Source organism: uncultured Paraglaciecola sp. (assembly GCF_943787955.1).
Classification (GTDB): Bacteria; Pseudomonadota; Gammaproteobacteria; order Enterobacterales; family Alteromonadaceae; genus Paraglaciecola.
This window is the reverse complement of record NZ_CALSOK010000015.1, coordinates 153,447-176,968: the sequence shown is the minus strand read 5'-3', so window position 1 is coordinate 176,968 and position 23,522 is coordinate 153,447. Positions and strand designations below refer to the sequence as shown.

Sequence of the window (23,522 nt, the reverse complement as noted above, 5' to 3'; positions counted from 1 at the left end):
CCTTATACATGAAGCCGCTAGCGTAGGACCGATTGCTCAGTTAATGTAAATACGACTCCTGGGTTTCATCGAACACATAATATTTCGAAGATCCGTGTTAGCTGGTGCGAGCAATAGTCGTGTTGCTAATATAAACAGTGTTATGACTAATTTTTAATGAGGATGTTGTAAAAATGATTGTGCTTGACTCTCAGAAAGTGTGTTTTATATGCGCACCTAAAAATGGTACTCATACATTATATGGGCATTTAGGTAAATTTGGTGGCCGAAGAATCGGTATGTACCATGAATCAGACAAGCGATTAATCCCCAGAAGTAAACTCAGTTTTAAACGCTATAAAACCTATTTGGTTTGGCGTGAACCGGTTGAAAGGGCCGTCTCCCTGTATAAAGATATTGTTGTTAGAGAGCAGGAAAAGCAACGTGTTGTCAAACATCCGGATTCGATATTGCGGCACCAAATGATAGCGAGTTTGTGCCCTGACTTTTCCAAATTTGTTGATTTCCTTACCTACTCAAATAAGTTTAACGATGATTATCTGTTTAAAAATCAGACCTGGTGGAACGCTATGGTTGAGCCTACATCAATTGTTCCATTAGCGGATTTAAATGAGCTTGTTGCAGATTTAACCGGGCAAGTACCTCAAAAGCTACACTCTACTGAGTCCCTTAAAACGCAAGTGGTGCCAGACGAAGATGCCATACAAAAAATACGACTTAATTGGGCATTAAATGATTATGCTCTGCTAGATCCAAATTAATGAATTTGAACTAAAGGCTAAACATTCCTTCACCGAAGTGCAAGCCATCTGTGTATGTTAGGTACGTCAACCCTGCAGTGCCGCTAATGGGCAAAAGTGAATTGGGGTAATCTTAGTCGAATGTCACCTGTATCCCTTGTCGCTTATATGTCCTGTAGGAGATTTTCAGGCCCTGCTTATAAGGATTTACCTTATCATCTGGTTTCCATTTTACTACTAATTAATATCTGGTTCACACGTAGTGTAAGTTCAAAGGAAATTTCCTGAGGAAATAGTAAAATACCATCTGCTAGTAAACAAATATGTCCCGATAAAGGGCGAACAATCATATCCTTAATAATCACATTTTAAAGAATTGTCTGATTTCCTCACCAATACCCGCTCACAAAAAACAGCTTACTCTTGTTTTTTGAGCGTTTACTGAATATATTAGAAGCCCACATAGGGATATTGTTACAACTAATCAACTTTGGTGATCAAATGGAACGGACTAAACTAATTTGGTTAAAAAAACCTAAATGCGCGGGCACGTCCTTTGAAACAGCACTGCGCGAACTAGGGTGCATATATTATGTAGACCAAGATACCTGCTTAGCGGATCTTAATAACCCATTGCATAAAGTAATATGCGTCAGATCTGGATGTGGGCCTAACGGTAAGACTTGGAAAAAATCATCTGATGGCAGTTATGAAATAGTTTATTCAAGCGGTATTAAAAGTACGCTTAAACGAATATTTAAGCAGCCATTTGAACCGGTGAAATTTATGCTGGCAAACTTCCCTGATTTTTTTCACTCACATAAAAAATTCGCCATTTTGCGAAACCCGTTTGATAAATTTGTCTCTTCCTGGAAGTTTCTTGAAAGTACCCGAAATATGGATATTAAAGATTTACTAGAACATTTACCTGACAAAATTGCGTTTATGGACTGGTTGCACATCACCAAAACACAACATGATTGCCTATTTGATCACAATGGCAATTCTATATGCGATTATTATGTGTATATGGAACTGGACTTAAATGAACAGCTGAATAAAATGCTATTATACGCAGGGATTGACGAAATAAAGTTACCACATAAGCGTAAGTCAGCAAGAAGTCACTGTGCGGAGCACCTTGAGGAATCATCGATTGCGGCAATATTGCAAATATACAGACAAGATTTTGATGATTTCGGTTATAGCCCAAACATTGAAACATTGGCACCTGAGCTGCCAAATCACCAATTGCAGATAACTTAAGCTTAAAATCAACCTGTTTTTATATGATTACGGATAAGTTCGATAGGCTTTTCTATTGCGATGGTGAATAACCAGGCTTATAAGAATATAAGCGGCGTGGCCACAAAGAATAATACTAGACTTCTCTTAACAATCTCTATCTCAACAAGTGAAAACAGGGTAATAACTATAATACCTACTTGATAGTGGATAAGATAAATAGGAAAACTAAATTCTCCAAGCCAGCCATCAACCTTTTTGCTGATCAAGGGCAGTGACTTTTTATTTTTAAGTGAAATTATCATTGTTACGCATAGGCCGAAATTGGTGTAAAAAAACAGGCTTTTGGACATTTGCAGTAGATTTCCTATATACCAATTGAGAAGTATTAATCCTGCAATTAACCAGGGCAGATAAGAATAGGAGTCCAGTTTTTTATACAGCGGATGGTGTTCAATTGTCTCTCTGTAATGATAAATGAGTGCGCCTGTAGAAAATGGCAGTGAGGCAGCAAAGACCGTAAAATACCTATGATCCCAGCCAAACTTCATGACATACATGACTACATGATAGCTTGCGCTGACTAAAAACCAGCCAATTACAACTTTTCGATATTTTGACAATCCCAAACCAATCCCAATATAAAAGAATATTTCAACAGTCAATGCCCATGCCGGTGGGGTCAGACGAGGTTCTTCTCTAAAGGGAAAGAAAAGCGCGACATTATTGAATAGTTCTGAGAAGTTGGCTGGCAGTGCAATGGCACGGTGAAACTCACGGGTAACTTGTTCACTGAGTATTAAAATGACCGCAAGAGAGAACAAAATAGATACCCAGTACATTGGGTAAATACGCAGAAAGCGGTTAATCGTATATTTGTACTTCCCTGATCTGCTGTAGCCATAATTTTGCTGCATGATAAAGGTCATCAGATAGCCACTTAATGCGTAGAAACCAAATACAGCATAAGCTCCAACGGTTGGGATGCCACCAAGATGTTGAGCTACGACCATGAGGGCCAAGAAGGTTCGGTAAGTTCCAAACATAAGTAATTCCGTTTGTCTTGTTGAAGGTGGCGTTACTAATCAAGCTTTTAATAGCCTTGAAAATAAGCCTAAGTTTTTGTAATCGTATCCAAATCGTGCCTATGACAGTTCATATTCAAACATTTCAATATCTTTGCCATATAAATCAATCACTACCTGGCTACTTTCATCATCGTAATAGTCTTGATATCGTTTAAACGATGGGAAAGATTTGCCTGTCCCAGTTTTGAACGTTTCTTTTAGAGCGCCAAATGTAGATTGAGGCTTTTTATTCCTTTCACTTGATTTGTTGACATGGGGGACGTTCGTTGCCGGTAGAGCCATTAGTGGGCAGGCACGATCGAAGTCTTCCTGGAGTGACTCAAATTTACCAATAAAGTCGACAATCATTTTGCCGTTTTTATCAACTACATACTCATATTGTGGGCCGACAAACCAATATCTTTCCTTAAACACCTTGTTTTTGAATTCTTCTGTAACAAAGGTTTTAAAATCCATTTGATTTTTGTATCCCAAGTATTTGTAGAAAGAAACTAGACGGTCCCAGGGATTTCGGACAATAGCAAACTTAAAGTATTCTTCGTATTGTTCCTGCGTCATGTATTTGTATTTCACGTATTCCTCTGCTTTGAGGTGTGCCAGCCTTAGTGGTCCAAGTTCAGGGTGCTCATTGCGGCGCAATAATAATGGTGCTCGAGTTTCCCAAGTCAATTCAAGTAAATTGATAAAAACGTGCTCTATACTCTGCCCCGCATTTTTAGGAATATGCACAAATACACATTTCTGGTGATGGCTTATCATTTCTTGGTTTTCCTGATTATTAGCAATTAACGATGCTTGTCTAACTAAGGTTTACGCCCATTTTCTTTGCTATTGGTTTTATTTCATCATAAATAGGGTGCTTAAATGCATAAACTAAATATATCCATACCGGCAAGGCAAATATAGCGCTAATAAAGATATTAAATACACTATTTAAACCAAGATAATTTATGACAAAGTCAAACGTAACGACAAAAATAGCAAGACAAATGGTGATACTTACCCATTTGAAAAAAAGTCCTTTTAGCGACCGTAACGGTATATCAAAGTCATCGCGCGTTATCGGGGCAACAAATGCAATCCGAAAAAAGGGTACGATCATTAGCGCCCCAAAATTGAATACATTTCGTATTCCTTTCAAGCCAGGTAACCAGGGCGTTTCAGGTTGTCGAAAAACGTTGGACACGACAATGGTCGTAATACAACCCATCAAAGAACCAAAGGCCGGGCTAAGATAACTTGAACCGTAGTAGGCAAACACAACCACTGACATACTGCCTACTACTGCACTAAATACATCGATAATGGCAACTTGCTTAAACATCAACTTACGTTTCAACATCGACAGGTTTAGCGTACCAAACGGAATAAATACCAAGTTGAGTGCAAGTATTTTGAATACTCCTGCAACTTCTTCACGGCCATAAAAATCAGCTACAATATCGGAGAATACATAAGTGAGCGTCGCCAATAGCCAGCAAATTGTGATGGACATGGCAAATGCAGCACGAATGTATTCAGGCTTCAAATTTTTGTGTTGAATAATGTATTGGCCAATACCGAAGTCGCGAAAAATTTGCAGGAAGCCAAAGCCTGCAAGTGCAATTGAAAATAGCCCAATTTCTTCAGGTGTCAGCAGCCTCGCTACCCAAACCACAGAGACAAAACGCACGAACACCGTGAGATAATTCGATGCGAAAGACCAGCTCAGGGCTTTTTTCACAGACATCATTTACGCTGATCCAGTATGTTTGGTAATCGAAATATTCGCGACAGTTTGGTTGAAAATTAGTAAAGTGCCCGCAATCAATTTCGGTACTAGCGTTAATAGTGTTTGAAAATCATGAGTCATCACCAGGGCAAAGTCTCAAAATTAATGAGCGCTTTTAGCAGTTGAATCGGTTGTTTATTAAAACTTGATAACCACAGTTTATCGATTTCGAATATTGCTTCAGGTTTCTGTGTCATTTCATTCGTCGCTTTGTTTAACAATTATTTTTACTCCACCTTTTTCGCCCAGCATTATGTTTAGCTTATCCCACTTGCCTTTATCATAAGCGGGTAGAACAGGAGAGATGAAAAGTAATTTTTGTTTCATCGGACACCTATAGAATACAGAATCATGAAATTTACCTTAGTTAAAAACGATATCGCCAAATGCTATTTTAATCCTAGTATTTTTAATACTCGATAGATTTTACGTTTTAGCTTAAAAACTATACCGGTATTTTGTGTTGGCCAGAATTTGTGTCGTGCTTTCCACGCCACATCATATTGGTCAATGGCAAACCACAGATCACTGGTGGATTGTGGATCATAACGTAATGGAAATTGTGCTTTGGGATCAGCGATAACTTGCTGATAAATAACTACAAATTGCTGGGCTCTTTCTTTTGGTTGCCAATAGGTTTGCATCCAATCATAAGTGGCTTGTTTTATATGGGAAATCAATGCTCTGTTTTTAGCAAGGTGAAACAAAACATTTTGTAGCTCTTCCAACTTGGTATTAATGATTGGCGGGAACTGCCCCTGTGTTAGTTTCATTGTTTCAGCAATGACGCGGTTATCGGCAAAGGTCAGTACTATCGTTCCACTGGCGAGCCCTTCCAGCGCGCTCATGTGATAAGAGCCTGTGACCAGATCGTCGATGACAATATCACACGCAGCCTTACGTTTAAGGCATTCATCAAAGGCGACTCTTTCCATTATGTCCAATTCAACGTTAAGACCCTGGCGATTGGCTTTGTGCATAAAATTAATTAATAACCTTTTTGTTTCATGGTATCCCTTTGTATCCCAACGTTTCTCCCTGGCAGTTCTGAAGTTTGAGGGGGAGTAACCAATTCGAATAGTGTCAGAAGGTTCACTTGTGCTTCGGGTAAAGTTGGTAACCACATTCGGTATGGTTTTGGCCGTCGGGTAATACCGTTCTTGAAATTGGCAAAGTACAAGTTTTGGAATGGGGCAATCATCTAACTGCTGTCGTGTTATTTTAAGATAACTACAAATAGAGTCAGGATTAGAATGAAAATGCCTGACCATGGGCATGTCTTTATCCCACAGTGCCTGAAAATCTATCGGCGTAAATTTATCACAATCTAAACCTACAAAGTTGTGCAAATGTAGTAGGTCAGCTTTTTCTAATAAAGCCAATATTTCAGCTTTATGCTCAGACCAAATAAGATCTGAAGGAAAACTTAGTTTTGAATAGCCTTGTGCATCTAATACTATCGACCTTGCCGTCACTCCTTCTAGCATATTTAATGCCTCACATATCCGATAGGGGGCTGCAGCAAGAGGGGTTAAACAAAAATGTAGTATTAACATGTTCCAATTCTCATATTTTAAAACGAATGATGGGATTAACTAATATTTAACTTTGAGAGGTAAAATTCACTTACCTGCTTATGGGAATCTTCACAAAATACTGCTAGTTTGGCGGATAATTGCTTGTCTTTTGCACACTCAACGATATGTTCAAATAATAAAGTATCATTGTCTTCAAGACTAATAGCCCTTTCAAGTTGCAAATATTCACAATAACCAATCACTTTATGTCGGGTTTTTATGGGTAAAATATTAGCGCCATGCAGCATACCCACGAGTAGTGCATGTAAACGATCGGAAATCACCAAATCCAATGATCTACTTAATTCAATGAATTCGCTGCTGGTATTGGGGAAAGTAAAACTAAGCCTGGGCGTATTGCGGTATTTATCAACCAGATGTTTGAATAATTGGTAGTCTTCATAGGTGTGAGTAGGGTAGATAATCAATTCGCTTTCTAAGGCCTTACTGGCAGAAATGGCTTGATCGACAATACGACACGCATGGTCAAACTTACCCGCCCAACTGGTATGCAAACATAAACCTATACGTTTTCTATTCAGTCTGTTGGCAGACGGCCCTCGCCAGCTAAGAAAAGCACAATCGGGCACTAACTGGGTATTATTGAAGCCATTGCTGACCAAATATTGCTGAGTTTTTGGATCCCTAATGCCAATCTTCTCCATACCTGAAAAGAGCTTTTTAAGAAATGGCACATAGTTGATATCTGGTTTGAGTGAAATAGGACCGTAAGCAAAAGGTTTTTTACCATCTTTCGCCAGATTTTTGGTGTAATCATGAATATCGAAAAATGAATAAGGCGTATGCATTTCGCCGCCAACTGACACAATGGCATCGAAAAGTTTGGGATTTAACGGTTTTGACTTAGCTCTGAAAATTTTACCTAAAAAAGTGAAATAGGTTTGTGCAACAAATTTCTCCAGATACGGGTACTTACGACACCAATGATCCAGCAAAGCAAATAGGGCGAATCTGTGTGGCAAAATACTAACATTGGTTCCCAGGTTAATTTGTTCGGCACAAACCACACGTCGGTTGTAACGAATAGGGTAGGGAAATACATCTAGTTGAGCGGCAGGTAGCTGCTCGGTAATAAAGTCCGTAACTGCCCGCAATATGTAAAGGTCACCTATATTGCCTGAAAAATTTGATGCCAATACGGCAATTCTCATACTTAATCCTTACTAACAGTCCTGCGAAGTTGTTTAATTTATCAAGAGAAACTAATTTAAATATAATTATATAAGCCAAATAGTGACTAAAAAATACAATAGTCACTATTTAATGTGCTAAATAGTTTATCCCGGTGTTCGTGTTATTTATTAATCTTTTAAAAATTTTGCCAACCGCCAAATTACCGGTTGGGATTCTAACCATACCTTCAGCTTTTTGTCGGCTTTATGTATAACTTCGAATAAGGCATTGTCTTTAATAGCAAAAAGGTCGGCGGTAAAGTTAATATGCCGCCTTGCGACAGGCGTTGCGGTTCTGGGGGACACAGCATGGATCGATTTTTCACTGTTTATGAATAACACTAAGGTATTGGCTTCATAGACAGCCGTTTCGACTACCTCAACTTTATTTGCCTCTATTTCCATAGGTAAGTGATCAACTTTAATCTGCTTATTCTTTGGGTAGAGTGTACTGGGGTCTTTTGCCGTGCACACATCCAGATTACTGCCACTTGAGTCATCCTTTTCATCACGGAAGTATAATAATGCTGCGTATAATTCAGTGGGTCTGTCTATATGCGGTCCTCTTACTGTTCGGGCCTTTTCCGTATAGTTAACGTAAAACTGGCATTCAAGAGACACATCTGCCTGATGGTTTACTGGGTTTTTCGCTGCACCCATTTGCCTTACTGAAGTGGTAAATTTGTTCAGCGGTTTATTGTAGTGTTTGCTTAATTTAGGGTGGGTCTGTGCTATTACATCGCCAAATAAATTGACTATATCCTGATAAAACGCCTGCGAGGTGTGGTAAGCCATAAACTCCTTCCACAGAGGTGTAATAGCGTCGTTTTTTGTTGCTAAACAGGCTGGGTAATCATACCAAGTATCTTTTTTCTCACGACCATTAAGTACCAGAGCCGGGTTGGGATATTCATCAGCCAATTGTTTGAATATTTCCGGATCAAGGGCATTTTTGATGACCAGATGGGGGTAAGGCTCGGTTTTCACATCCAATGTACTGGTATTGGACAGGATACTTAGCTTGTTCTTGTTCATGAGATACTCCCTATCTTATGTTTTTAGTTTTTTTACTAGGTTAATACCCCTGCGCACAAGGGCATTCTTATACCAGGTGACATGTTGTAATTCACGGGTAGTGGAATCAAGGCGTGTGTGCCACTCCATTACTCTGCCATAAAATTCAATATTACTGATTTCACTGCAGCGCTGAGCATAATATTTAAGCATTTCTATTTTTAATTGCAAGGCAGGTGATTGCTTACTGAATGCTTCATTGTAGGTGGTTTTAAGAATGATGAGGTTTCCATTTTGACTGACACACAAATCAACTGCCACAATTTTCTCGTTGATTAGGTAGTACCAACAACAAGCCTGATTTTTTGCGGCCAATCGGCTTAGCATATTGGTGTAGTAACGCCCTTGGTCATTATCAGGAGCAACTGCTGTACCGTGTTGTGCTTTCCACCCTTGACTCTCAATTTCACCGTATATACGCACCGCCTCTGCTATGTCAGTAGGCTCTGACATGCACTTTATGCCTAAAGTATCACCTGCCTTGGCGGCACGATTAATCACTTTATTGTAATTTTGCCGTAGATTTTTGCCCAGGGATTTGAAATAGTCATCAAAGTCAGGGGGAACTGGGCGATTACCGGTGGTGATGTATGCACTGAGCTCGAAATCGCCTGCAGGCGATAAAAGCATATCCCGCGTGTCGACTTGCAGAAAATCAATGCTTATGACCAATCCGGGTAAGCAGCTGGCCAAAGCCTTTATAGCAGGGGGATTAAATTTGTGTTGCTCGCTTAGCCATAACGCAACCGGGGCTTGGGAAGGCATGACCGTCGCCCATTGAAATGCCCCCGTCTTACGAAAAAAACCCGCCATTTGCAATTTGCCGTCAGTCTCACCTAATGCCAGTAACTCATCACCGTCGAAGAATTCTTCTATTAAGGGCTCTACAAAATCTGCATTAAGGATGGCCAAATTTTGGCTTTGTCCATTGAGTTCATCCCATGCCTGTTTATGTTGAGCAAAAGTGTTAGCCGGATGTAATGTCCACTGCATAACTTTATATTTCCCCCAATTCTGTTATTGATTGAATGAGGCCATTCATTTCCGCCTTTGACATCTGGTGATGGCAAGGCAGCTGCACCAGCCGTTCTTTATAATCTGCGCTAACGCTGCAACTCGACTCTGCTATTTCTTCCCAGCGCAATACCTGTATCCCTTTCATTCTTAAAGCTTTGAAATACTCTACATCATCAAGTAAAAATGGCAGTACATATGGGACTTCATTCGTCTTTAATTCAGTATAAAGTGACTTACCTGCCTTGCAGTTTTTTAGTTCACTGATGAGGTATGCGAAATTATCTCTTCTACGCTGCTTAATTTTATTTAAACGGCTGTATTTTGCCAACCACTTTGTATGTCTGTAACTGGCTGCATGTTTTTCATCGGGCATAAAATAACGAAACTTTGTTGCATCGACGGAAGAGGCTTTAGAACGTGTTGAATTAGTATTAGGTTTCTTAAACTTTAACAGGCGCTGGCTAATGCCTAGAGTGTGTAGTATCCCTTTTATTTCACTAAGCCAACTGCGTGGATACAGCGTTGGCAAGCTATGTTTTGGTATGTATAAACCACCGCCATCAATACTGGGTAGCAATTTATTGATGCTGCATATCTGAGCGTCTGCTGCTGATCCTTCAGTGAGGATGTTGTTGTGAAAAGCAAAAAACGCATGAGCACAGTCTTCAATGATGCTTATATTATGCTGTTTGAGCATGAGCTCCACTTCGTTGATGTTTTGCTCAAAGCCAAAATAACGAATAACAACACAATGGGTAACACGTTCTTCGATTAAAAGTGCGTTTAAGACACCCAGATCAGTCGATAAATCGGGCAGTACCGGATAAAATATTACTGTGTAGTTTAGCCAGATGAAAGGCTCCACTAATGCAGGACAATGGTATGCGGGAATTAGAATGATATTTTCACCATCTCGCTTAAGCGCTTCACCCGCTATTGCGATGGCGCCTCGGCCATTTTTGGTAAATATACAATGCTCGGTGTATGCACTAAGCTGGTTTTTTAAGGTCAGGAAACGGAGTCGGGACTTAGGACTGGCAAGTATCGTTGGAGTAGGAAAACTTGTTGCGCTTTCAAGTGCTACTGGAAACTTGACTGACATTTCACATCCTTATGAAATTTCTGGGAATTCATTTACTCTCTACACCATATTAGCAACAATAATATTGATTACCAAGCATTTGTATGTAGATATAATTTTTGTCGCTTTTAGGTAAACAATTTATCGACTATATTGTGCTAAGCTAATAATTTTCGTGAATTTAAATGGATTAGATTATGCGCCCTTTCATCTTTCTATTGTTTATACTTATCAGCAATGGCCTGAGTGCCAGCAGTGCACCACCCCCTGGTGTAATATGGCTAGACGGTACAGCGGTAGAGTCATTGCAAGTTGCGTTTAACAAGGCGAAAGATAATAGTGTAGTTTGGCTAGGGGTCGGCGAATATGAACAAGCTGCAGTATTGAAAAAAAACAAGGTTACCATTTTTGGTCAAAATGGAAGTCGCATTCATACAAAAACAGTGCACGGAAAAGCAGCAATAGTGGTAAAAGGAAATGACACCATAATGAAAAATATTGAATGTTATAACATTAACGTTAAGCATAAAAACGGCGCATGTGTGCGGATGGAGGGACATAACTTGACCCTTGATAATGTATATTTTCATGACAGTCAGCAAGGTTTACTGACCAATAATAAACCCGGTGATGTTTATATTCTTAACAGCCGCTTTGAGCGTTTAGGAAAATCCGGCAGAGCACATGGTATCTATGTCGGTGGAGGCCGATTATTTATAAAAAACTCTAGTTTTCTCTCTTCTAAAGATCAAGGCCATGAAATAAAATCCAGGGCATCGGAAACACGTATTGAAAACAGTGTGGTTGCATCCCTAGAAGGCAATGATAGTCGCTTAGTAGACATTCCTAACGGTGGGGTGTTAATGATCACTGATAGTGTGCTTGAACAAGGGCCTAAAAGTCTAAATTGGAATTTAATTGGCTATGGTCATGAGAAATATAAGTACCCTAAAAACTCAATAACCTTAACAGGCAATATTTTTCTGTTAGAAAGGGAAAAGGGCAATAAGGTTTTGGATGTGAAAAAGAGTAAGGCCACTTTATCAGTCAGCCAAAACGCGTTTATAGGTAGAATGGGTAAAGATGATTTTGATGACAGTAATTTTTATTTTGAAGATAGAAAGAGTGCAGGCTTAGCTGCCTACCCGACATTACCTGAGATAACGAAGTAAGAACAATAAATGAATTCACTGGATAGAATTGCAGAGTTTAAACACTTTGAATCAGGCAGGTTGTTTTGCCTTCGAATTTCCCAAGAAAACAGCCTTCCCTCAAGAGTGCTGCTGATTGTTCCTCCATTTGCTGAAGAGATGAATAAGTCCCGTAAGATGATGTCACTTTTATTGGATGAGATTGCAGCTGAGAATACAGCCGGTTATTTGTTTGATCTCTTTGGAACTGGTGACAGTGCGGGAGATTTTCGTGAGGCAACCTGGGGTATTTGGCGTGCTAATTTAGTCTCAATGATAGATTTTATCGCGTCGCAAAATGGAGTAGAACAAATTTCCATCGTCGCCATTCGCACTGGTGCCCTGTTAGTTAATAGTGTGCTGGCAGAAGAAAGTGCGATTGCTGATAAAATTCAGTCAATACACTATTGGAATCCGGTATTTAATGCTTCGATATTTATTGGTCAATTTCTGCGCCTAAAATTGGCGGCGAATATGATGCGTAGTAACGGCCCTAAAGTGGGAGCCAAGGAACTGCGTCAGGAATTGCTGGAAAAAGGGCGGTTAGAGGTTGCTGGTTATACTCTGAATCATGCCCTTGTTGAAGGAATGGAGGCTACGACAATAACGCTTCATCCTTCTTTGTCTCACGTTCCTCTGCATTTTTATGAATTATCCTCCCTCGGTCAAATCACACCAGGTTTGAAGAAAAAAATCAATGAGGTACGAGAGTCAGCTGCGCTAAGCTTTACCCATGCTATTAAAGGTGCGCAATTTTGGGGTACACAGGAAATATCTCTATGTGATCCCTTATTAGCGCTGACTAAAGAAAAACTATTTACTGAATTAGAAACAGAATATGCAAGATAAAGGAACAGTCGAGCAAGCTCTGCATTTTTCTGTCGATACTAAGCAGCTTATAGGGATATTGCACCCCGGCGTTGATGCATCCAAAGATATGGCGATACTGATTGCTGTCGGTGGGCCCCAGACCAGAGTGGGTAGTCACCGCCAGTTCGTTCTACTGTCGAGGTTTTTAGCTGATAACGGTATCTCGAGCATGCGTTTTGATTATGCCGGGATGGGCGACAGTGAGGGGGTTGACGCCGATTTTATGAATGTGTCGGATGACATTGACGCCGCTGTTAAAATGTTAAAACAGCAAAGTGGTGCTAATAAAGTGGTTATTTGGGGCTTATGTGATGCCGCGTCTTCTGCACTTATTTATGCAAAGAAAAAAAATTGTGACGATTTGGCTGGCATGATCCTGTTAAACCCCTGGGTGCGTTCTGAGCAAGGTGAGGCTAAGGCCATTGTTAAGCATTATTATCTTAATCGCCTTAAAGAACGGGCTTTTTGGGCTAAGGTTTTTAGTTTTAAGTTTGATATTAAATCGTCCTTGCAGAGCCTTAGTGGCAATTTATTAAAAATGTCTGTAAAAAAAACTGACGCTCAAACGAAAAACGAGATGAAAACGACGGGTGAAAATTACATTGAGCATATGTTAGAAGGTTTGAAAACCTTCGATAAACCGATCATGCTGATCATCAGTGGGGATGACCTAACAGCGTCTGAGTTTATTGATTTAACTGAATCATCGAAGGACTGGAAAGGGGCAGTTGCCGCGAAAGTAAGCCAGCGTGTCACTATCACCGGTGCAAACCATACGTTTTCTTCTCAACAGTGGCGTAACGAAGTTGAAGTCGCGAGTTTAGAATGGGTCAGGGGGCTTAATCATCGGCAATAAAGCTTGTCTGCATATCATTTAAAGGGATGTTTTTATTGTTAATATTTCTTATCCATGCGCCGTCTCGGGCCTTAATTCTCCCTTGATATTGGTTGTTTTGTATTGTTGCGGTGGTAATGGAAAATCTGGCATCTATGCCCAAAGAGTTAAGTAATATATTGTCCTTAATCATACTGTCAGGGGCTTTGTTCAGGTAAATACTCACGTCATTTTGGCAGTTAAGGATGAGATTATTTTCAATAACACCATCTTTGTGTTCGTAATCACAAACTGCATCCTGACAAAAAGCTTTAGCGGTTCCCCCGCCGCCCAGGGAGAGTCCTATTCTTATGTCCAAAAATGATTGGTGGGGCACGTTCCAGGCACAATTGACTACATTACCTACTATTTTCCCCCGTTGGCTGGCCCCCTTTAGAAAAGCGCCATAACTTACGGTAAAATTATTTTGCTCTTTCAAGGCAAAATCTGCGATAAAATTATTTTCAATCAGCCAGTCATTACCACCTACAACATCAATTGGAGTAACAGGATTCTTAGTTTTACGTGGGCTTTGATTATAAAAGTCGTTGTGGCGGATTGTAATATTGTCAGGAAAATCGCCTCTCCTGCCGTTACTCTTAATATGGGCATTAAAGTTGATAAAGCGGTTATTGATGATCTCGGTATTATCGGCATTGCCGATAAGGTGAATGCCATGCTCGCAGTTGTTGTCGTATCGACAGACACCTTCAAATATTAAGTTATGGATTGACCAATGGGGTTGCGTCAAATACAAGCCTTCAACAGAGTCTAATTGCAATAACACGGAACCAAAGGTCTCAGCCATCAGGATGATTTTTTGTGTTGACGTTCCTGAATGTTTAACTGGGAATCGTTTACCAATGAGCTTATAAACGCCAGGTGCAATCCAGATAATATCTCCCGCTTTTGCCAAATTAAGCTGTCTTAAAAGTTGACTCACATTTTTTACTTTTATGATTTTGTAACTGTTTTTTCCAAATTCAGGTGTCAGGACTAGTGAAGGTGTAGCTCCTACGATGGCATCGTTTTTTTGATAGCTGATGTTATGAGTTCTTGGAGAGTATTGCAGTATATGTTCAGCATATTTTAGTAGGTGCTTTCTTACCCCGGAATTTTTATTCACATTTAACGCCACATACTTGTTTGCTTTAAGGCCTAGTTGGTATAAAACTACTGACGTTTTAGCGTAATAAAAGGTAAAAACTATAAGCGTTGGCACGATGAACGCCCCCAACCAATACCTTTGTTTTTTACTCATCATTTTAAAGCAATATTTCACTTACATGGGGATGCCCTAAAAAATCTTGAGGGCTGGCGGTTGGGCCGTAGGCGCCTGATTGAAACACCACTAACCAGTCTCCAAGTTCAGCTTCAGGCAGTGGCATTTTATCTGCTAAAGTGTCCAAAGGCGTACACAGTGGCCCAACAGCTGTCACTTTAATGCTGGCCGGAGCTACACCCATTTTATTGCCAATGGCAACGGGGTAATTCTTACGAATAACCTGACCGAAATTTCCTGAATTGGACAAATGGTGGTGTAAGCCTCCATTGGTCATTAAATAGGTGTGGCCACGAGAGGTTTTAATATCGGTGATACGTGAGGCGTATATGCCCGCTTCGGCCACTAAAAACCTGCCCAATTCGAAGATCAATTCAAGCTCGGCCAGTAAAGGATATTGCTTCAGCAATTGGATCAAGTTTTCTCCAATTGGTGCTAGGTCTAAACGCTTTTCACCTGGGAAATAAGGGATGCCGAGGCCACCACCTAGGTTAACCGTTTGGGTCGGCGCGGGGGTCATGTCCACAAGCTTTTGCGCCAGTGCGAAGGTATTGTTGTGAGCATCGATGATGGCTTCTTGCTTAAGATTCTGTGATCCCCAGTAGATATGAAAACCACGAAATTCAAATTGGCTGTAGTCTAGACCCGGCAAAATTTCAAAAAGTCGCTCTTCATCTATACCAAATTGTTTGGGGCCACCACCCATCTTCATCCCCGAGGCTTTTAACTCAAATGCGGGATTCACTCTAAAGGCAATAATAGCTTTGATATTTAACTCTAAGCCTATTGAAACGGCTCGTTCAAATTCACGTTCAGACTCAATATGTAAGGTAACACCTGACACGATAGCTGCACGGATTTCGGCTAATTGTTTGCTAGGTCCGGCAAAACTGATGTCACGGCTAGGCATACCAGATTGCAGCGCCAGTAACATCTCTTTTTGTGAGGCCACATCAAAACCTTCGACCCAGGGCCGCATGGCGTTTATTATAGGAAGGTAGGGGTTCGATTTGATGGCATAATGAAGTTTAATGGGATCAGGTATATGTTTGTGAAATAGGTCAATTTGTGCCTTTACCACTGATTTGTCATAAGCATAAAATACTTGTTTACCAAGTATGTCTGCAACGCCATCGAGGGTATAGCCGCCGATAAGGAGTTGTGCATGCTCAACTGAGAATTGGTTCATGTCTGCATGGACAGGTAATATTTTTTTCGTTGACATAATTTTCCTTAATTTTTCTTAATTTTCCTTAATTTCCTGCTTTAATCGACGTAAGCCAAATCGTTAGTTTGTATTATTTGACCGCTCTATTATGTCTAAAAAATAACTTGCTTACGTTTTAGTCGCGCTTACAAAAACTTATTTAGAACTCGTTATAGTTCGCAATCATATCGATGTAATACACCCACAACTGTGTTTTCTTCCAAAACAGGTAACACTGTAATATTGCTGAGGTTCATTTTTTCAATCGCAGGTTGAACTTTTTCACCAGGAGAAATGTGTTTAGGTTTCTTGGTCATCATATCAGCGGCACTGAGTAAATGAAATTTCTCGCCTTGCGTTTCCAAAAAGCGCCTTATATCACCATCGGTAATGATACCTAAAAAATTGTCCTTGTCGCCCACCATGGTCATGCCAAGTCGAGCAGAAGATATTTGCTTAATAATTTCATGAATTGTGGCGTCCTCAGGGACAAACGGTAAGTTGACGACGCGCATCACGTCCTTAACTTTAGTTAGCAGTTTTCTTCCCAAGCTGCCACCTGGATGAAACCGAGCAAAATTTTCTGGCTGAAATTTGCGACTTACCATAATGGCCAACGCAAATGCATCGCCCATAGCCAATGCAGCTGTTGTAGAGGAGGTCGGTGCCAACTGTAAAGGACACGCTTCCTTGTCTACACTTACATTCAGATGAAAATTAGAATTTTTTGCTAGTGTAGAATTTGGTTTGCCGGTGATCGCAATTATACAATTACCATTCTCGTGTAAAAAAGGTATCAGCCGAATTACTTCGTCGGTCTCACCAGAATTAGAAATGGCTACAAAAACATCATTAGTAGATACCATACCTAAATCGCCGTGTATTGCTTCAGCTGGATGCATGAAAAAGCTCGACGTACCTGTGCTGGCTAAAGTGGCCGCTATTTTTTGTCCTATCTGGCCAGATTTACCCATGCCACATATTATCACCTTCCCGGTGGAAGCCAGTACATGTTCTATGGCTTTTGAAAAATCATCTGTCAGTTGATTTTTTAATTGAAGGATCGCTTTCGCTTCAAGATCGAATACTCTCAATGCTTCACTTATGTGCTTGTTGGTCATATGTGTTATTCCGTTAAGTTAAATAATTACCAAAAACCTGTTTGTGTACATTGATTAAGAATGTATTGGTCAAGCCAATTGTGAAGATAGAAATAAAGTATGCTTTGTGGTGATAAATCCATAAATGTCTTAAGCAGAACATTTAAATATTAATAACTTAAAACAAATTCACCCAGTTCGAAAGAATATTATTATTTTAATCTACTCTTGTCACTTTATGTCCTATTACCTTATTAAATGATTGAGATTCTAGTTAATTTAGGTAAAAGTTAAGAAACGCTGAAGCGGTAATCTAATATGCTTCGAATATATTACCCATTGCTGTATTTTTCCTTCATTTCTTTGCTTAACTGACTGCGATCTACTTTGCCGTTTGGATTACGTGGCAGTGAGACTCGTATTTCCAGCCATTTTGGATGCATAAAATTGGGTAGGTTCTTTTTGCATTTATTCAATAGGTCCTTCTCAGATATTTGATGATTATCTTTGACTACGATTAACAGCACAATCGCTTGGCCTAATTCGAGATTACTGACCCCACAAGCAATGGCTTCTGCGACTTCTTCTGCCCCTTGGTAGCATGCTTCTTCTATTTCTACGGGGCTTACTCTGTAGCCTGATGTTTTAATCATTTCATCTTTGCGCCCAACAAAATAAAGGTAACCACAGTCATCTTTTTTTACAGTGTCTCCAGACCAAACCGCCATCTCGGTTAATACTAAACCGTTTCTTTTTACAGGCACGGGCTTGAAACGCTCGGCAGTTTTTTCAATGTCGTTCCAATAACCTAAGCTGACGAGTGGACCTCGATGCACCAATTCGCCAGGTTCGTTTGCTGCGCACTCTAATCCATCCTCACCCACGACCATGATCTCGGCATTGGGGATAGCTTTACCCATTGAGCCTGGGCGCTCGTCAACTTTGTCTGGAGGTAAATAGGTACTGCGAAATGCTTCTGTTAATCCGTACATCAAATAAGGAGAGGCATTTTTAAACGTTTCACGAATTTTCGCGAGAGTGACTTGTGGCATTGCCCCGCCAGTATTGGCGAAATAGCGCAGTGAGGATGTAGCTGATTCAGGCCAATTTACCTTCATCAATTGCTGCCAGAGGGGCGGAACGGCAGTCAGACCCGTTACTTGGTGTTTTTCAATGGTTTTGACCACATCTCCAGGTAAAAAATAATCCATTAACACGCAGCTCGCGCCGACAAAAAATGCCGTCGTTATTTGACTGAGACCGGCATCAAAACTAACAGGCAATAAGGCTAAAATAACGTCATTTTCATCGTTATTTAAATAACTCGAAACACTGTGGGCTCCGCATACCAAGTTTCTGTGGGATAACACCACACCTTTAGGTTTGCCCGTGCTTCCTGAGGTATACAGAATAGCCGCCATATCGTTCTCAACTCGGGACGCTTGCCTGAGCACTTCAGTTGATAACTCACTTAGCAGACTCAACCTAGCGTTTATGTCTGCTATCTCTGGTTCGGTGGGCAATTTGTCTATTAACACCACATGTTGTAAATCAGGACAATGATTAATTATGCTTGATAGGGCTTTTAAACGATCACTGCTGGTGATGAGAATTTTCACATTGCAATCATTCAGAATATGCTGAACTTGTAGCGCTTTTAAGACCGAATTTACCGGAACAAATGTGCCGTTTGCACGAGTGGCCGCAAACAGACTTATCACGGCGATCGGCAACTTAGGCAAAAAAACGGCTACTCTATCGCACCGCTGCAGGCCAAGCCCTGACAAACCGCAGGCTAATTCAGATATCTGCTCATCTAATTGCCTATAGCTGATATTCTGTTGTTTATAGATTATGGCTTGGTTGTTTGGCTTTACACTGGCTGTGTTAGAAACGAGTTCATCGAAAAAGGTTACCATCGTGGCGCTTATCTCTCTTAAGTGTTTTAAAGGTATTTCTTATTGCGATAAATAATGGAACAATAAGTATAATGACAATTGAGACAAACTCTGTCCACAACAAAAAGTAATAATACAGGGAGTAATAGAATGAATATAGTTGCTTTAGTGAAAGACATATTAATTGAAGCTCTGCAACTTTCCAGTGATAGTCATATGGATAAGGAAACCCCTTTATTGGGTTCTATTCCAGAATTTGATTCAATGGCTGTGGTAACCGTTTTAACTGCTATTGAAGAGAGTTTCGGTATTGAAGTGGATGATGACGAAATTAGTGCTGAGGTATTTGAAAGTTTTGGCACGCTTTGTAGTTTTGTTGAGCAAAAAATATAACCTTTGTGTTGTCGGTTTGGAAATTAAGGAAATGTTGTGAGTATTAACAAAGTATTATTGGTATTCGGTACCCGGCCTGAAGCAATTAAGATGGCACCTTTGGTGTTGGAATTGAAAAGTAGAAAAGGGCTCAATGTAGAAGTTTGTGTCACTGCCCAGCATCGAGAGATGCTAGATCAGGTTCTCGATTTATTTGAATTAAAGCCTGACTATGATCTTAACCTGATGCAACCAGGTCAAGACTTATACGACATTACCACTAAAGCCCTTATAGGCCTCAAAGGTGTATTGGAAACAAGCAAACCGGATCTGGTGTTAGTACATGGTGATACCACTACTACTTTTGCCTCTTCGCTGGCCGCATTTTATCAACGTATTCCAGTGGGGCATGTAGAAGCAGGCTTGCGTACTGGCAATATTTATAGTCCTTGGCCGGAAGAGATGAATCGCAAATTAACAGGCTCTCTCACCAAATTCCATTTCGCGCCGACCACAAAAGCTCAGAACAACCTTTCCCTTGAAAACGTCGATGCCGCTGATGTTTACGTCACGGGTAATACTGTCATCGATGCACTTGTTCAAGTGGAAAAGCGTATTGGGACAGATAAGGCTCTTAACAGCAAACTGTCAGCGCAATTCGATTTTCTCGATCCTAGTAAGAAACTCATTTTAGTCACGGGGCACCGACGAGAAAGCTTTGGTGATGGTTTTGAAAACATTTGTCAGGCCTTGCGGACACTTGCCCAGCAAGCGGATGTACAGGTACTTTATCCTATGCATCTTAATCCCAATGTAAGGGAGCCGGTTAATCGTATTTTGCATAATGTTGAAAATGTATTTCTTATTGAACCCCAAGAATACTTGCCTTTTGTATATTTGATGAGTCGGGCATATATCATCTTAACCGACAGTGGCGGTGTACAAGAAGAAGCCCCTTCACTGGGTAAACCCGTACTTGTTATGCGCGATACAACAGAACGACCAGAGGCAGTTGATGCAGGAACTGTTAAGTTAGTGGGCACGGATTACGATTGTATTGTTAATGAGTCTATGGCTCTGCTTACTGATAAACAGGCTTACGAAAAAATGTCCTTTGCCCACAACCCGTATGGGAATGGCAAAGCCTGTCAGCGGATCGCAGATATTATTTTGAAGGGCTAAAAAATAGATAGCCAATTAAGAATATAACCACAAAGGCACGGAAGTTTTGTTATTGTTGTTTTGAATATTGATAGTAGTATTTTATTGTGACCCTTGTGTTATCGGAGATGAATTTAATAAGGAATTAAAATGGCGTTTAAGAAAGTTTCAGTTATTGGATTGGGTTATATAGGATTACCAACAGCCGCCGTCATCGCTTCACGTGGTATCGAAGTCATTGGCATCGATGTTTCAGAAAAAGCGGTCGATATCATTAACCAAGGCAAAGTTCATATAGTCGAACCTGATTTGGATATGGTAGTGCAAGCTGCGGTAACTATGGGTAAGTTACGTGCTTCTTTGACACCAGAGCCAGCTGATGCCTTCATGATCGCTGTGCCTACGCCTTTTAAAGATGGTCATAAACCGGATTTGAGTTTTATTCAAAAAGCAGCTAAAGCCATTGTTCCTGTTTTGGAAAAAGGCAATTTGGTGATCCTCGAATCCACTTCTCCAGTGGGTACCACCGAGAAGCTTTCCAAATGGCTTCAGGAACTGCGCCCTGATCTATATTTTCCAGGGCAAACCAGCCAGGAACCTAATGTGTATGTGGCGCATTGCCCCGAACGGGTCTTGCCAGGTAGAGTGCTTGAAGAGTTGGTGTCAAACGATAGAATTATTGGAGGCATGTCTTTTAAATGTGCTGAAAAGGCCATAGAGCTTTACAAAGTATTTGTGCGCGGCGATTGTATTTCCACCAATGCACGAACAGCAGAAATGGCCAAGTTAACCGAAAACTCATTTCGCGATGTGAATATTGCCTTTGCTAACGAATTATCTATCATCTGTGACGAGCTGAAAATAAATGTCTGGGAGCTTATCGCTTTGTCCAATCGCCATCCTAGGGTTAATATACTCAGCCCTGGCCCCGGCGTGGGTGGACATTGTATTGCGGTTGACCCTTGGTTTATTGTGGACTCTGCGCCTGAGTCGGCTCGGATTATTCGTACCGCTCGAGAAATAAATGACAGTAAACCACAATACGTTGTTAATAAAGTTAAAGCGGCGGCCGACGAATTTAAACGCCCAGTGATTGCCTGTTTAGGACTCGCTTTTAAGCCTGATATTGATGATTTGCGTGAAAGCCCAGCATTGGATATAACCCATAATTTGGCATCAATGAATATTGGTGAAATTTTAGCGGTAGAACCCAATATTCAGCAATTGCCTGAAAAATTGGCAGAAAAAGATGTTGAGTTAGTGAGTCTTACAGCAGCACTTGAGAGAGCCAATGTATTATTGGTTTTAGTGGATCACAAGGCGTTTAAGGCGCTTAGCATAAATGACGTAAATACCAAAGTGGTTGTAGATACACGGGGCTTATTTGCCCATCTATAGTCTGTATATAACACTAGGCAGTGAATAACTTTTATAGAGAGAATAATATGTAATCTAATGTGATGATATCCTCCCACCTTACAGCATCAATGTGCCATGATTGAGTTTGACAAAACAATCAGAATGGGAGTAGGCCATCACATCAGGTTAGGTACAATACGACATTTTCTAAATTACTTATTTATCAGCATCAACGATAAGCCTTGTTGCTTTTGGGCAAAAAACCACTGAAGAGTCCATTACCAGTTCTAATCAATTAGATCAGGATGGCAATCCTGATCTAGCCATAATTCAATTAAAAAACGTCATAAAGCTTGCGCCAGAAAATGTTGCACTTCGGCTGTCACTTGGCAAAGTATATTTTAAACTGGGACGTTGCACTATGCTGACAAGGAGTTGTTAAAAGCTCTGGGACGTTGCACTATGCTGATAAGGAGATGTTAAAAGCTCTGAAAAGTGGTGCTCTGATGATGGCGTTGTCCCCATGCTGCAACAGGTCTATTACTTTGCTGAACAGTTTGATACTGGCATAAATATGCCAGATAAAGCTAATTTTACTGAATCGAACGTCCAGAGTACGTTGTTGTTGTTGTTGTTTCAGTACCTGTCATTACTATGCAGTAAAATCGAATTAAATTAAAAATGTTGAGTAATGGAGTTGAGAGCAAAAATTTGGCTGCCTTAGGGAAGACCTGAGTATCGTGATTAGCTATGAAACCATTTATCGGCACATTTGGTCTGACAAGCAATGTGGTGGCAACTTATTCCAACATTTGCGTAGAAAAAGTAAAGCTTATCCATCACGTAGTAAGGATAAACAACTTGGTAGAGGGGGTATTAAGAGCCGCATAAGTATTGATGAGCGCCCACATGTTGTTGACGATAAAAGTAGAACGGTGATTGGGAGATATTTAGTTATCGGCAAAGGGCACAATGACACAATGGCGCACCGGTCACGATTACAGAGCAGAAAAAGAGCTTTACCGTTTCGACACGTATTGATGACACAAATCAGTAAAAACAGTAAAAATAGCCACCATAGCCTTGTTAGCACCGTTTAAAGGAGCCATACTCGGTATCAAAACGGATAATGGTAAACAACTTGCGTACCATGAAAAGATGACTGAGAATTTGCATTGTGATGTTTATTTTGCCGACCATTATCGTTCGTGGAAACGAGCATTGAATGGAAACGCCAGTGGTCTATTACGACAATATTGACCGAAATCAACAGACTTTAAAAAGTTATTGCAATCAGCCGTTTGGGATGTTGTAGTCAATCTCAATGATAGGTCAAGAAAGAAACTAAATTATAAAACGCCAGCCAAATTAATGGCTGAACATATGGTGGCTATAGCTGCTTAGGGTTAAGCACTTCAAAGTT

23 protein-coding genes are annotated in these 23,522 nt (G+C 40.4%); 10 read left to right on the top strand and 13 right to left on the bottom strand.

Annotated elements, in window-relative coordinates:
* Positions 1–173 precede the first annotated feature (173 nt).
* Together Q0Y52_RS15140 and Q0Y52_RS15135 are read left to right on the top strand one after the other, a co-directional pair.
* Entirely contained in the window at positions 174–761 is a 588-nt protein-coding gene (locus tag Q0Y52_RS15140; protein ID WP_297823026.1) for a sulfotransferase family 2 domain-containing protein, read from the top strand.
* Between the two features lie 480 nt (positions 762–1,241).
* Positions 1,242–2,006 carry a sulfotransferase family 2 domain-containing protein gene (locus tag Q0Y52_RS15135; RefSeq protein ID WP_297823024.1) on the top strand — a complete coding sequence of 255 codons (765 nt, stop codon included), beginning with the start codon at positions 1,242–1,244 and terminating at the stop codon, positions 2,004–2,006.
* 77 nt (positions 2,007–2,083) lie between these two features.
* On the opposite strand, the gene Q0Y52_RS15130 is transcribed toward Q0Y52_RS15135, so the two are convergent.
* From Q0Y52_RS15130 to Q0Y52_RS15090, 9 genes are all read right to left on the bottom strand, one after another.
* The gene (locus Q0Y52_RS15130; RefSeq protein WP_297823022.1) at positions 2,084–3,031 is read right to left on the bottom strand and encodes an acyltransferase; all 948 of its coding nucleotides are present in this window, start codon (positions 3,029–3,031) and stop codon (positions 2,084–2,086) included.
* A 99-nt stretch (positions 3,032–3,130) separates the two neighbouring features.
* Complete coding sequence (locus tag Q0Y52_RS15125; RefSeq protein ID WP_297823019.1) at positions 3,131–3,832, bottom strand: sulfotransferase family 2 domain-containing protein; 702 nt, start codon at positions 3,830–3,832, stop codon at positions 3,131–3,133.
* Between the two features lie 40 nt (positions 3,833–3,872).
* Positions 3,873–4,805, bottom strand: a complete 933-nt coding sequence (locus Q0Y52_RS15120) for an oligosaccharide flippase family protein (protein WP_297823017.1) — start codon at positions 4,803–4,805, stop codon at positions 3,873–3,875.
* A 237-nt stretch (positions 4,806–5,042) separates the two neighbouring features.
* Positions 5,043–5,171 (bottom strand): hypothetical protein, encoded by a 129-nt coding sequence (locus Q0Y52_RS15115; protein ID WP_297823015.1) that lies wholly within the window; start codon positions 5,169–5,171, stop codon positions 5,043–5,045.
* A 62-nt stretch (positions 5,172–5,233) separates the two neighbouring features.
* Positions 5,234–6,400, bottom strand: a complete 1,167-nt coding sequence (locus Q0Y52_RS15110) for a hypothetical protein (RefSeq protein WP_297823013.1) — start codon at positions 6,398–6,400, stop codon at positions 5,234–5,236.
* Between the two features lie 35 nt (positions 6,401–6,435).
* Positions 6,436–7,593 (bottom strand): polysaccharide pyruvyl transferase family protein, encoded by a 1,158-nt coding sequence (locus tag Q0Y52_RS15105; protein ID WP_297823011.1) that lies wholly within the window; start codon positions 7,591–7,593, stop codon positions 6,436–6,438.
* Between the two features lie 150 nt (positions 7,594–7,743).
* Complete coding sequence (locus tag Q0Y52_RS15100; RefSeq protein WP_297823010.1) at positions 7,744–8,649, bottom strand: hypothetical protein; 906 nt, start codon at positions 8,647–8,649, stop codon at positions 7,744–7,746.
* 15 nt (positions 8,650–8,664) lie between these two features.
* Entirely contained in the window at positions 8,665–9,681 is a 1,017-nt protein-coding gene (locus Q0Y52_RS15095) for a GNAT family N-acetyltransferase (RefSeq protein ID WP_297823008.1), read from the bottom strand.
* Between the two features lie 4 nt (positions 9,682–9,685).
* The gene (locus Q0Y52_RS15090) at positions 9,686–10,807 is read right to left on the bottom strand and encodes a DegT/DnrJ/EryC1/StrS family aminotransferase (protein WP_297823006.1); all 1,122 of its coding nucleotides are present in this window, start codon (positions 10,805–10,807) and stop codon (positions 9,686–9,688) included.
* 176 nt (positions 10,808–10,983) lie between these two features.
* Between Q0Y52_RS15090 and Q0Y52_RS15085 the strand changes: the two genes are divergently transcribed.
* Genes Q0Y52_RS15085 through Q0Y52_RS15075 form a run of 3 tightly spaced genes read left to right on the top strand, consistent with a single transcriptional unit; the run spans position 10,984 to position 13,702 of the window.
* On the top strand, positions 10,984–11,958 hold the full coding sequence (locus Q0Y52_RS15085; protein WP_297823004.1) for a hypothetical protein: 975 nt from the start codon (positions 10,984–10,986) through the stop codon (positions 11,956–11,958).
* 9 nt (positions 11,959–11,967) lie between these two features.
* Complete coding sequence (locus Q0Y52_RS15080) at positions 11,968–12,825, top strand: hypothetical protein (protein ID WP_297823002.1); 858 nt, start codon at positions 11,968–11,970, stop codon at positions 12,823–12,825.
* Positions 12,815–13,702: a hydrolase 1, exosortase A system-associated gene (locus Q0Y52_RS15075; protein ID WP_297822999.1), complete on the top strand. Its 888-nt coding sequence runs from the start codon at positions 12,815–12,817 to the stop codon at positions 13,700–13,702. Before Q0Y52_RS15080 ends, Q0Y52_RS15075 begins: the two co-directional genes overlap by 11 nt.
* Here the strand turns inward: Q0Y52_RS15075 and Q0Y52_RS15070 are convergent.
* From Q0Y52_RS15070 to Q0Y52_RS15055, 4 genes are all read right to left on the bottom strand, one after another.
* A complete protein-coding gene (locus tag Q0Y52_RS15070) occupies positions 13,686–14,984 on the bottom strand; it encodes a chondroitinase-B domain-containing protein (protein ID WP_297822997.1) in 1,299 nt (432 codons plus the stop codon). The genes Q0Y52_RS15075 and Q0Y52_RS15070 overlap by 17 nt on opposite strands.
* A 1-nt stretch (position 14,985) precedes the next feature.
* Positions 14,986–16,227, bottom strand: a complete 1,242-nt coding sequence (locus Q0Y52_RS15065) for a pyridoxal-dependent decarboxylase, exosortase A system-associated (RefSeq protein WP_297822995.1) — start codon at positions 16,225–16,227, stop codon at positions 14,986–14,988.
* A gap of 152 nt (positions 16,228–16,379) precedes the next feature.
* Entirely contained in the window at positions 16,380–17,330 is a 951-nt protein-coding gene (locus Q0Y52_RS15060; protein WP_297822993.1) for a KpsF/GutQ family sugar-phosphate isomerase, read from the bottom strand.
* Positions 17,331–17,641: 311 nt separating this feature from the next.
* On the bottom strand, positions 17,642–19,228 hold the full coding sequence (locus Q0Y52_RS15055; protein WP_297822990.1) for an acyl-CoA ligase (AMP-forming), exosortase A system-associated: 1,587 nt from the start codon (positions 19,226–19,228) through the stop codon (positions 17,642–17,644).
* Positions 19,229–19,357: 129 nt separating this feature from the next.
* Here Q0Y52_RS15055 and Q0Y52_RS15050 point away from each other — a divergent pair, with 129 nt between their 5' ends.
* The 5 genes from Q0Y52_RS15050 to Q0Y52_RS15030 all read left to right on the top strand — a co-directional run bounded on the left by Q0Y52_RS15050 (position 19,358) and on the right by Q0Y52_RS15030 (position 23,199).
* On the top strand, positions 19,358–19,600 hold the full coding sequence (locus Q0Y52_RS15050) for an acyl carrier protein (protein ID WP_297822989.1): 243 nt from the start codon (positions 19,358–19,360) through the stop codon (positions 19,598–19,600).
* Positions 19,601–19,636: 36 nt separating this feature from the next.
* Complete coding sequence (wecB, locus tag Q0Y52_RS15045) at positions 19,637–20,761, top strand: non-hydrolyzing UDP-N-acetylglucosamine 2-epimerase (RefSeq protein ID WP_297822987.1); 1,125 nt, start codon at positions 19,637–19,639, stop codon at positions 20,759–20,761.
* A gap of 129 nt (positions 20,762–20,890) precedes the next feature.
* A complete protein-coding gene (gene wecC / locus Q0Y52_RS15040; protein WP_297822985.1) occupies positions 20,891–22,138 on the top strand; it encodes a UDP-N-acetyl-D-mannosamine dehydrogenase in 1,248 nt (415 codons plus the stop codon).
* Positions 22,139–22,622: 484 nt separating this feature from the next.
* Positions 22,623–22,778, top strand: coding sequence for a hypothetical protein (locus Q0Y52_RS15035; protein ID WP_297822983.1), 156 nt, complete (start codon positions 22,623–22,625; stop codon positions 22,776–22,778).
* 61 nt (positions 22,779–22,839) lie between these two features.
* Entirely contained in the window at positions 22,840–23,199 is a 360-nt protein-coding gene (locus Q0Y52_RS15030; protein ID WP_297822981.1) for a hypothetical protein, read from the top strand.
* Positions 23,200–23,522: the final 323 nt, after the last annotated feature.